This window comes from Streptomyces gardneri (assembly GCF_006539185.1).
GTDB classification, from domain to species: domain Bacteria; phylum Actinomycetota; class Actinomycetes; order Streptomycetales; family Streptomycetaceae; genus Streptomyces; species Streptomyces gardneri.
Map to the genome: position 1 here is coordinate 1 of NZ_BJMN01000100.1, position 9901 is coordinate 9901.

Sequence of the window (9901 nt, forward strand, 5' to 3'; positions counted from 1 at the left end):
GGCGGGCGCTGCAAAGCCGCGCGCCGGCCGGACGACGGCCGCCGCGAAGAAGGCGGCGCCCGCGAAGTCGCCGGCCAAGCCGCCCGCCAAACCGGCCGCGAAGAAGGCGACGGCCAAGAAGGCCGCGCCCGCCAAGCGCGCGCCCGCGCGGAAGACCGCGGCGAAGAAGGCCGCGCCCCGCCCGGCACCGTCCCCCACCGGAGGTGTGTACCGGCTCGCCCGTGGTGTCTGGTTGGGCCTCGCCCACGCGGTCGGCGCGATGTTCCGGGGGATAGGGCGCGGCGCCAAGGGCCTGGACCCCGCCCACCGCAAGGACGGGCTCGCGCTGCTGCTGCTCGGTATCGCGCTGATCGTCGCCGCGGGCACCTGGTCCAATCTGCGCGGCCCGGTCGGCGACCTCGTCGAGATGCTGGTCACCGGGGCCTTCGGCCGGCTCGATCTGCTGGTGCCGCTGCTCCTCGGCGCGATCGGCGTCCGGGTGATCCTCTACCCCGAGAAGCCCGAGGCCAACGGCCGGATCGTGATCGGGCTCTCCGCCCTCGTCATCGGCGTCCTCGGCCAGGTCCACATCGCCTGCGGCTCACCGGGCCGCGGCGACGGCACCGAGGCCATGCAGGACGCGGGCGGCCTCATCGGCTGGGCCGCGTCCCAGCCTCTCGTCTTCATGATGGGCGAGGTCCTCGCCGTACCGATGCTGGTGCTGCTCACCGTCTTCGGCCTGCTCGTCGTCACGGCGACCCCGGTCAACGCCATCCCGCAGCGCCTGCGCGCCCTCGGCGCCCGGCTCGGCATCGTCGAACCCGCCGACGACCCGGAGGCCGAGGGGTACGAGGGCTACGAGGGGCCCGACCCGTACGACGAGGAGTGGCGCGAGGCCGCGCCGCGGACCGTCCGTCCCGTCCGGCGCCGGACGACCGGCCCGGCGGAGCCGTACGACGTGGACCGGGCCGAGGCCGAGCTCCTGGAGCGGCGCGCCGGCCGTGGCCCGCGCAGCTCCGCCGCCGAGCCCTTCGACCACGGCCTGGACCCGGTGGACATCGCCGCGGCCGCGGCGGCCGCCCTCGACGGCGCCGTGCTCAACGGCATGCCACCCTCCCCGATCGTCGCCGATCTGACCAGGGACGTCACCGCCGAGCGCGACGCTGCCCTGGCGGCCGGCGCGGAGACCTCCGGGCCCGTCGCCCCGGCCGCGCCCGTGCCGGGCGCGCGTGGCGGCGACAAGCGGTCCGGTGGGGGCGTACCCGACCTGACGAAGCCGGCGCCCGAGCCGACCGATCTGCCGCCCCGGGCCGAGCAGCTCCAGCTCTCCGGCGACATCACGTACTCGCTGCCGTCGATGGACCTGCTGGAGCGCGGCGGGCCCGGCAAGACCCGGAGCGCGGCCAACGACCTCGTCGTGGAATCGCTCTCCAACGTCTTCACCGAGTTCAAGGTGGACGCGGCCGTCACCGGCTTCACCCGCGGTCCGACGGTCACGCGGTACGAGGTCGAGCTCGGTCCCGCCGTGAAGGTCGAGAAGATCACGGCCCTGACCAAGAACATCGCGTACGCCGTGGCCTCGCCGGACGTCCGGATCATCTCGCCGATCCCCGGCAAGTCCGCCGTCGGCATCGAGATCCCGAACAGCGACCGCGAGATGGTCAACCTCGGGGACGTCCTGCGGCTCGCGGACGCGGCGGGCGACGACCATCCGATGCTGGTCGCGCTCGGCAAGGACGTAGAGGGCGGCTATGTGATGGCCAACCTGGCGAAGATGCCGCACATCCTGGTCGCCGGTGCCACCGGCTCCGGCAAGTCCTCCTGCATCAACTGCCTCATCACCTCGGTGATGATAAGAGCGACGCCCGAGGACGTCCGGATGGTGCTCGTCGACCCCAAGCGGGTCGAGCTCACCGCCTACGAGGGCATCCCGCACCTGATCACCCCGATCATCACCAACCCCAAGCGGGCCGCCGAGGCCCTGCAGTGGGTGGTGAAGGAGATGGACCTCCGCTACGACGACCTGGCCGCCTTCGGCTTCCGGCACATCGACGACTTCAACCAGGCCATCCGGGACGGGAAGATCAAGCTGCCCGAGGGCAGCCAGCGCGAGCTCAACCCCTACCCGTACCTCCTGGTGATCGTCGACGAGCTCGCCGACCTGATGATGGTCGCGCCGAGGGACGTCGAGGACTCGATCGTCCGCATCACCCAGTTGGCCCGTGCCGCCGGTATCCATCTCGTCCTCGCGACCCAGCGGCCGTCCGTGGACGTCGTCACCGGCCTCATCAAGGCGAACGTGCCCTCGCGACTCGCCTTCGCGACGTCCTCGCTCGCCGACAGCCGGGTCATCCTGGACCAGCCCGGCGCCGAGAAGCTCATCGGAAAGGGTGACGGACTGTTCCTGCCGATGGGTGCCAACAAGCCCGTCCGCATGCAGGGTGCCTTCGTCACCGAGCACGAGGTCGCGGCCGTCGTGCAGCACTGCAAGGACCAGATGACGCCCGTCTTCCGGGAGGACGTCACCGTCGGCACCAAGCAGAAGAAGGAGATCGACGAGGACATCGGCGACGACCTCGACCTGCTGTGCCAGGCCGCCGAACTGGTCGTCTCCACGCAGTTCGGCTCCACGTCGATGCTCCAGCGCAAGCTGCGCGTCGGCTTCGCGAAGGCCGGCCGGCTGATGGACCTGATGGAGTCGCGGAACATCGTCGGACCGAGCGAGGGCTCCAAGGCGCGTGACGTGCTGGTGAAGCCCGACGAGTTGGACGAGGTGCTCGCCGTGATCCGGGGCGAGTCGGGGGTGTAGCGGAGAGGGGGCCGGGTAGGCGGTCGGCATCGGAGAGCTCGGCCGCCGGCCGCGTACCCCGTCGGCGTACGCGACCTCGACCGGCGCCTTCGTGCCCGGTCGCCACCGGCGTACCCGATCGAGACCGGGCCGAGACTCACTCGTAAGGGAACGGGGGCAACCGTTTCCCCTGGCCGTACGTCAAGTTGGACGGTGGGACAGATGGATGTCCCAGCCTCATGGCGTACAAACAGCACCCGCCCGGTTGCCCCACCCTTTCGTACCACCCATAGACTGAACGTCCAGCAGGTGGCTACACGCTCGAAAGGCGCTCACGTGTCCATCGGCAACTCCCCCGAAGACGACCGGACGTTCCCGGCAGACGACCGGGACTCGATCGGTCGCGCTCTCCAGCAGGCCCGAATCGCCGCCGGTCTCACCGTCGAAGAGGTCAGTGCCTCCACCCGTGTCCGGATCCCGATCGTGCACGCGATCGAGGAGGACGACTTCTCGCGCTGCGGCGGCGACGTCTACGCCCGCGGGCACATCCGTACCCTCGCGCGCGCCGTCGGTCTCGATCCGGCCGATCTGATCGAGCAGTACGACGCGGACCACGGCGGTCGCCCCGCGCCCACCCCCGCCGCCCCGCTCTTCGAGGCGGAACGTATCCGCCCCGAGCCGCGGCGGCCCAACTGGACCGCCGCGATGGTCGCGGCGATCGTCGCCGTCGTCGGCTTCGTCGGTTTCACGATGTTCGACGGCAACGAGGCCCCCAAGGGCACCACGACCGCCGACGGCGGTCCGGCCCCGGCGCCGGAGAAGGCGACCTCCGCCGCCAAGCCGAAGCCGGTCAAGCCGGTGGCCCCGAAGCCCAGCGAGAGCGCGATCGCCGCGGTCCCGCAGGACAAGGTCACGGTCAAGCTCACCGCCGTCGACGGCAAGAGCTGGATCTCGGCCAAGGCCGAGGACGGGAAGCTGCTCTTCGACGGCCTCCTCCTGGAGGGCGAGTCCAAGACCTTCCAGGACGACGAGCGCGTCGACCTGGTCCTCGGCAATGCCGGTGCCATCGAGCTCTACGTCAACGGCAAGAAGGTCGAAGAGAAGTTCGAATCCGGCCAGGTCGAGCGGCTCACCTACACCAAGGGCGACCCCGAGGCCGGATGATCCGTCCGGACCCGACGGACCCCGTGATGTGACCTCTGTCGCGCAGGTGAACCCTGCGCGACGGGGGAACGGCCGGGACGAAGTAGTCTTGAGCTCATGCCCGAACGCCGTACCGTCGCCCTTGTCACTCTTGGCTGCGCCCGTAACGAGGTGGACTCGGAGGAGCTCGCAGGCCGCTTGGCAGCGGACGGCTGGGAGCTCGTCGAGAACGCCGAGGAAGCGGACGTCGCCGTCGTCAACACCTGCGGATTCGTCGAAGCAGCCAAGAAGGACTCCGTCGACGCCCTCCTCGAAGCCAATGATCTGAAGGATCACGGCAAGACCCAGGCCGTCGTGGCCGTCGGCTGCATGGCCGAGCGGTACGGCAAGGAGCTTGCCGAGGCCCTCCCGGAGGCCGACGGCGTCCTCGGCTTCGACGACTACGCCGACATCTCCAACCGCCTCCAGACCATCCTCAACGGTGGCAGTGTCGAGGCCCACACCCCGCGTGACCGGCGCAAGCTGCTGCCGCTGTCGCCCGTGGAGCGCCAGGAGGCCGCCGCGGCCGTGGCCCTGCCGGGACACGGCGACGCCGCCGAGGCCCCCGTCGACGCGCCTGCCGACCTTCCCGAGGGGCTCGCGCCCGCCTCCGGGCCCCGCGCGCCGCTCCGCCGCCGGCTCGACACCAGCCCCGTCGCCTCGGTGAAGCTCGCCTCCGGCTGCGACCGCCGCTGCTCCTTCTGCGCCATCCCCTCCTTCCGCGGCTCCTTCGTCTCGCGCCGTCCCTCGGACGTGCTGAACGAGACGCGCTGGCTCGCCGAGCAGGGCGTGAAGGAGGTCATGCTGGTCTCCGAGAACAACACCTCGTACGGCAAGGACCTCGGCGACATCCGGCTCCTGGAGAGCCTGCTGCCCGATCTGGCCTCCGTCGACGGCATCGAGCGCGTCCGCGTCAGCTACCTCCAGCCCGCCGAGATGCGCCCCGGCCTCATCGACGTCCTGACGTCGACCGAGAAGGTCGTGCCGTACTTCGACCTGTCCTTCCAGCACAGCGCCCCGGACGTGCTGCGGGCCATGCGCCGCTTCGGCGACACCGACCGCTTCCTGGAGCTCCTGGAGACCATCCGCTCCAAGGCCCCGACGGCCGGTGCCCGCTCCAACTTCATCGTCGGCTTCCCCGGCGAGACCGAGGCGGACTTCGCCGAGCTGGAACGCTTCATCACCCACGCCCGGCTCGACGCCATCGGCGTCTTCGGCTACTCCGACGAGGACGGCACCGAGGCCGCCACGTACGAGCACAAGCTCGACCAGGACGTCGTCGACGAGCGGCTCGCCCACCTCTCCCGGCTCGCCGAGGAGCTCACCGCGCAGCGCGCGGAGGAGCGGATCGGAGAGACCCTGGAAGTACTCGTCGAGTCCCTGGACGAGGAGGACGGCTGGATCGGCCGCGCCGCCCACCAGGCTCCCGAGACCGACGGGCAAGTGGTCCTCACCACGGCCGACGGTACGAGCCCCGACCTGGCCCCGGGCCGTATGGTCAGTGCGAAGGTCGTCGGCACGGAAGGCGTCGACCTGGTGGCCGAGTGTCTTTTCGAGGAGGCAGGCAGATGACCGGAGTCCCGGCATCCGCGACGGGCGGGACCGGTAGGCCGGCGCCCCGCGGCAAGCTGGGCGCGGCGGCCGTCAATCAGGCCAGCCTGTGGAACATCGCCAACATCCTCACCATGATCCGGCTCGTGCTCGTGCCGGGCTTCGTGATCCTGCTGTTCCAGGACGGCGGGCACGACCCGGCGTGGCGGGCCTGGGCGTGGGCGGCGTTCGCGGTGGCCATGATCACGGACGTGTTCGACGGGCACCTGGCCCGTACGTACAACCTGGTCACCGACTTCGGGAAGATCGCCGACCCGATCGCCGACAAGGCGATCATGGCCGCCGGACTCATCAGCCTCTCCTTGCTGGGCGACCTGCCCTGGTGGGTGACCGGGGTCATCCTCGCCCGTGAGCTGGGCATCACCCTCATGCGGTTCTGGGTGATCCGGCACGGGGTCATCCCGGCGAGCCGCGGGGGCAAGATCAAGACGCTCGCGCAGGGCACGGCGGTCGGCATGTACGTGCTCATGCTCACCGGTGCACTGGCCACCCTGCGCTTCTGGGTGATGGCGCTGGCCGTCGTGCTGACGGTCGTCACCGGTCTGGACTACGTGCGGCAGGCGATCGTCCTGCGCCGCGAGGGCCTCGCGGAGGAGCGGGCGGCCGCGCGGTCGGAGGCGGCGACGCGATGACCGAGGCCGCCCGGGTGCTGGCGCTGCTCGCGGAGCGTGGTCACACGGTGGCCGCCGCGGAGTCGCTCACGGGTGGTCTGGTGGCCGCCGAGCTCACCGGCGTATCGGGCGCCTCGAAGTCCTTCCTGGGGTCGGTCACGGCCTATGCCACGGGCCTCAAGCACGAGCTGCTGGGGGTCGACAAGGCCCTCCTCTCGGAGCGCGGTGCTGTCGATCCGGAGGTCGCGCTGCAGATGGCGGCCGGTGTACGGGCTCGGCTCGGCGCCGACTGGGGGATCTCGACGACGGGGGTCGCGGGGCCCGAACCGCAGGACGGGCAGTCCGTCGGAACCGTCTACGTGGCGGTCGCGGGACCGGCCGGAATGTGCGCCGGAGCCGGGAAAGTGGTCTCGTTGAGATTGAACGGCGACCGCGCGGACATCCGTAGAGAGAGTGTACGGAGCGTGTTGGCACTGCTCCATGAGGAACTCTCGGGAAATGCGCGGGCACAGGATACGGAACACAACGGGGGGAATTGATGTTTGCAGCCCTGAGTGAACACGACATCGCTCCCCGCACGGCCGCAGCGCGAGGCGGTACGGTGGGGCGTGAAGGATGCGGCTACGCGGTCCGAGGAGGGAGCCACCGATGATTCTGCTCCGTCGCCTGTTGGGTGACGTGCTGCGTCGGCAGCGCCAGCGCCAAGGCCGTACTCTGCGCGAAGTCTCCTCGTCCGCCCGAGTCTCGCTCGGCTATCTTTCCGAGGTGGAGCGGGGGCAGAAGGAGGCGTCCTCCGAACTGCTCTCCGCGATCTGCGACGCGCTGGACGTACGGATGTCCGAGCTCATGCGTGAAGTGAGCGACGAGCTGTCACTGGCCGAACTGGCCGAGTCGGCAGCGGCGAGCGAACCGGTACCGACGCCGGTGCGCCCGATGCTCAACTCGGTGTCGGTGACGTCGGTGGGCGGTGTGCCCACAGGGCGGGTGACCATCAAGGCGCCCGCGGAAGCGGTCGACGTCGTCGCTGCCTGAACCGAAGTGGGGCGAAGCCCCGGTCGATGCCCCTGCGGGGGCGCCGACCGGGGCTTTTCTCGTTCCGGCTCGACATGCCGGGTTCCGGTGGGGCTGCCATGGTGGGGGGACGTACGACTGGTTGGAGATCCCGCATGTCTGTCGTGAAGAGCCCGCTGTCCGAACCCGACCTCAAGACGGTCGGGAACGCGCTCCAGGGCGCGCTGGTCGATCTGGTCGATCTCGCCCTGGTCGCCAAGCAGGTGCACTGGAACGTCGTAGGGCCGCGGTTCCGCTCCGTCCATCTGCAGCTCGACGAGGTCGTCGACACCGCGCGGCTGCACTCCGACACCGTGGCGGAGCGTGCCTCCGCGCTCGGCGTGAATCCGGACGGGCGGTCGGCGACCGTGGCCTCCTCCAGTGCGATCGGGACGGTCCCGGAGGGGTGGGTCAAGGACGCCGACGCGGTCCGGATCCTCGTCGGCGCGCTGGGGGCCGTCATCACCCGGATGCGGGAGCGGATCGACGCGACCGGTGATCCCGACCCGATCAGCCAGGACATCCTGATCGGTCTGACGGCCGATCTCGAGAAGCACGCCTGGATGTTCCAGGCGGAGAGCGCGTAGGGCGGCATGGCCATACGCACGGTGGGCCCGGCGGTACGTGGTGTGCGGGCGGCGGGCTCGGCGGTGTGTGCGGTGTGCGCCGGGTCTGCCTCCGGTGCGCCCTCCCGCTGGGTGATCCTGTCGGTCTAGCGTCGACCGCGGGAGGCGGCCATGGTACGGCGACGTGTTCCGCCGGCGACGCTCGCGCTGGTCGCGGTCGGGCTGGTGGCCGGGGGGCTCTGGTGGTGGGCGGTGCTGCGCCTGCTCCTCGTGCCGGGGGATGCCGGGATCGTCGAGGGCGCGGTGGCCGCGGGCGGCTGGGGGCTGAGTCTGCTGCCCGTGCATGTGGCTGCTTCGGCGCGGCGGTCGGGTGGCGGTGTGAGCGGTGGCGGTTTCGGCGGTGGTGGTGTCGGTGGTGGGTCTTGGGTCACCAAGGCATCGCGACGCCGCCGTTGGGGCGCAGGATCTGGCCCGTCGTGAACGAGGAGGCGTCGGAGGCGAGATGGAGGACCGCGTGCGCGATGTCCTCCGGCTCGCCGACCCGGCGGAGCGGTGAGTGACGGACCATCGCGGCCTCCGCCTGCTGCTGGGCGGCGGGTTCGTGGCGGTCCGTCATGGGCGTGCGGATCCAGCCCGGGGCGACCGCGTTGACCCGGATCCCGTACGGACCGGCTTCTACCGCCAGGGTCTTGGTGAGCTGGACGACGGCCGCCTTGGTGACGCTGTAGCAGAGCAGTCCCGGGCTCGCGGTGTCCATCGCGCCCGAGGCCATCGTGACGATCGAGCCGGCGGTGCCGGAGGCGATCATCGAGCGGGCCGCTTCCTGGCAGGCGTACAGGACTCCCTTGAAGTTCACCGCGAGGACGCGGTCGAGGTCCTCGTCGCGGGTCTCCAGGACAGTGCTCGTGTGCATGATCCCGGCGACGGCGGCCATGACGTGGAGAGGGCCGGCGGAGCCGACGGCGGCGGCCAGTGCGGCTCGGTCGGTGACGTCCAGGGGGTGCGTGTGCGCGGTGCCTCCCTCGCCCGTGACCAGGGCCGCGGTCTCCTTGAGGCCGTGCTCGTCGCGGTCGGCGCAGTGCACGACCGCCCCCGCCTGGGCGAGGAGCCGCGCGGTGGCACGGCCGATGCCGCTCGCGGCGCCGGTGACGAACGCGGTGCGGCCGGTGAGGTCGTACGCCGGGAGAGTCGTCATGTCCGGACCGTACGGCCACATCTGACGGGTCGTCAATTGGTGGGCCCCTGTTGGCAGCCCGGGCACCAGTACGTGATCCGGTCGCCGAGCTCCGCCTTCCGGATCCGGTCGCCGCAGCGCAGACAGGGCTGCCCCTCGCGGCCGTAGACGTGGAGCGGGGTGCCGGGGCGGCGCGTCGTGGTGGTGCGCCGGTCGGGGCGGTCCTTGTTCGCCTCCAGGAGGCGGTGGGCGGTGGCCACCAGGCGGGCAGGGACGTCGGGAGCGAGCGCGCCGACCGGGAGCCAGGGGGTGACGGCGGCCAGGAACGCCAGCTCCGACTTGTACACGTTGCCGATGCCGGCCAGATTGCGCTGGTCGAGCAGTGCCTCGCCGAGCGCGCGGTCCGGCTCGGCCCCCAGCCGGCGTACGGCCTCCTCCGGGTCCCAGTCGGGGCCGAGCAGGTCCGGGCCGAGATGACCGACCGCGTCGGCCTCGTCCGCGGTGCGGATCAGCTCCAGGACCGGGAGCCGGTAGCCGTACGCGGTGGACTCGGTGTTTCCGAGGATCGCCCGGATCTGATGGTCGGGGCCGCCGCGCGGGCGCTCCCCGGTGGCGTACACCCGCCAGGCGCCGTCCATTCGCAGATGGGAGTGGAGCGTGAGTCCGCCCTCGATCCGGGCGAGGAGGTGCTTGCCGCGCGGGGTGACGTCGAGCAGCGTGCGGCCGGTGAGGTCGGCGGTCGCGAACCGCGGCACGCGCAGGTCCGAGCGGGTCAGGACCCGCCCGGCCAGCGCGGAGTGCAGGCGGTGGGCGACCTGCCAGACCGTGTCTCCTTCGGGCACGGTTCCATCATGCCGGGTGGGCGGTGTCGAGTGGATGGGTCGGGTCGGTGGCGCTTTGGTGACGGGTGGGGGGTGCTGGGCGGGTACGGCGGGGCGGG

10 protein-coding genes are annotated in these 9901 nt (G+C 71.3%); 8 read left to right on the forward strand and 2 right to left on the reverse strand.

The annotated features are described in order from the left end of the window. The 8 genes from SGA01_RS40195 to SGA01_RS42540 form a co-directional block, all read left to right on the forward strand. Window positions 1-2788: DNA translocase FtsK (locus tag SGA01_RS40195; protein ID WP_174867695.1), on the forward strand; the 2788-nt coding region annotated here is incomplete at its 5' end. A 315-nt stretch (window positions 2789-3103) separates the two neighbouring features. Further along, window positions 3104-3931, forward strand: coding sequence for a helix-turn-helix domain-containing protein (locus SGA01_RS40200; protein ID WP_141303324.1), 828 nt, complete (start codon window positions 3104-3106; stop codon window positions 3929-3931). A gap of 96 nt (window positions 3932-4027) precedes the next feature. Beyond that, entirely contained in the window at window positions 4028-5521 is a 1494-nt protein-coding gene (rimO, locus tag SGA01_RS40205; protein ID WP_141303325.1) for a 30S ribosomal protein S12 methylthiotransferase RimO, read from the forward strand. Beyond that, window positions 5518-6192 (forward strand): CDP-diacylglycerol--glycerol-3-phosphate 3-phosphatidyltransferase, encoded by a 675-nt coding sequence (gene pgsA / locus SGA01_RS40210; RefSeq protein WP_141303327.1) that lies wholly within the window; start codon window positions 5518-5520, stop codon window positions 6190-6192. Before rimO ends, pgsA begins: the two co-directional genes overlap by 4 nt. Further along, on the forward strand, window positions 6189-6710 hold the full coding sequence (locus SGA01_RS40215; RefSeq protein ID WP_141303329.1) for a CinA family protein: 522 nt from the start codon (window positions 6189-6191) through the stop codon (window positions 6708-6710). Before pgsA ends, SGA01_RS40215 begins: the two co-directional genes overlap by 4 nt. Window positions 6711-6819: 109 nt before the next feature. Next, entirely contained in the window at window positions 6820-7203 is a 384-nt protein-coding gene (locus tag SGA01_RS40220; protein ID WP_015036585.1) for a helix-turn-helix domain-containing protein, read from the forward strand. A 134-nt stretch (window positions 7204-7337) separates the two neighbouring features. Next, window positions 7338-7808: a Dps family protein gene (locus SGA01_RS40225; protein WP_141303331.1), complete on the forward strand. Its 471-nt coding sequence runs from the start codon at window positions 7338-7340 to the stop codon at window positions 7806-7808. Window positions 7809-7958: 150 nt separating this feature from the next. Further along, window positions 7959-8267 carry a hypothetical protein gene (locus tag SGA01_RS42540; protein WP_141303333.1) on the forward strand — a complete coding sequence of 103 codons (309 nt, stop codon included), beginning with the start codon at window positions 7959-7961 and terminating at the stop codon, window positions 8265-8267. On the opposite strand, the gene SGA01_RS40235 is transcribed toward SGA01_RS42540, so the two are convergent. Next, window positions 8215-9018, reverse strand: a complete 804-nt coding sequence (locus tag SGA01_RS40235) for an SDR family NAD(P)-dependent oxidoreductase (RefSeq protein WP_371866329.1) — start codon at window positions 9016-9018, stop codon at window positions 8215-8217. The two genes, SGA01_RS42540 and SGA01_RS40235, sit on opposite strands and share 53 nt — an antisense overlap. Next, entirely contained in the window at window positions 9015-9803 is a 789-nt protein-coding gene (locus SGA01_RS40240; protein ID WP_141303335.1) for an Fpg/Nei family DNA glycosylase, read from the reverse strand. The genes SGA01_RS40235 and SGA01_RS40240 overlap by 4 nt, the downstream gene beginning before the upstream one ends. Between the last annotated feature and the right edge of the window lie 98 nt (window positions 9804-9901).

Excerpts from the sequence above, each read along its gene's own strand:
- SGA01_RS40220 (WP_015036585.1), top strand. The coding sequence starts at position 6,820 with ATGATTCTGCTCCGTCGCCTGTTGGGTGACGTGCTGCGTCGGCAGCGC.
- SGA01_RS42540 (WP_141303333.1), top strand. The coding sequence starts at position 7,959 with ATGGTACGGCGACGTGTTCCGCCGGCGACGCTCGCGCTGGTCGCGGTC.
- SGA01_RS40215 (WP_141303329.1), top strand. The coding sequence starts at position 6,189 with ATGACCGAGGCCGCCCGGGTGCTGGCGCTGCTCGCGGAGCGTGGTCAC.
- rimO (WP_141303325.1), top strand. The coding sequence starts at position 4,028 with ATGCCCGAACGCCGTACCGTCGCCCTTGTCACTCTTGGCTGCGCCCGT.
- SGA01_RS40225 (WP_141303331.1), top strand. The coding sequence starts at position 7,338 with ATGTCTGTCGTGAAGAGCCCGCTGTCCGAACCCGACCTCAAGACGGTC.
- pgsA (WP_141303327.1), top strand. The coding sequence starts at position 5,518 with ATGACCGGAGTCCCGGCATCCGCGACGGGCGGGACCGGTAGGCCGGCG.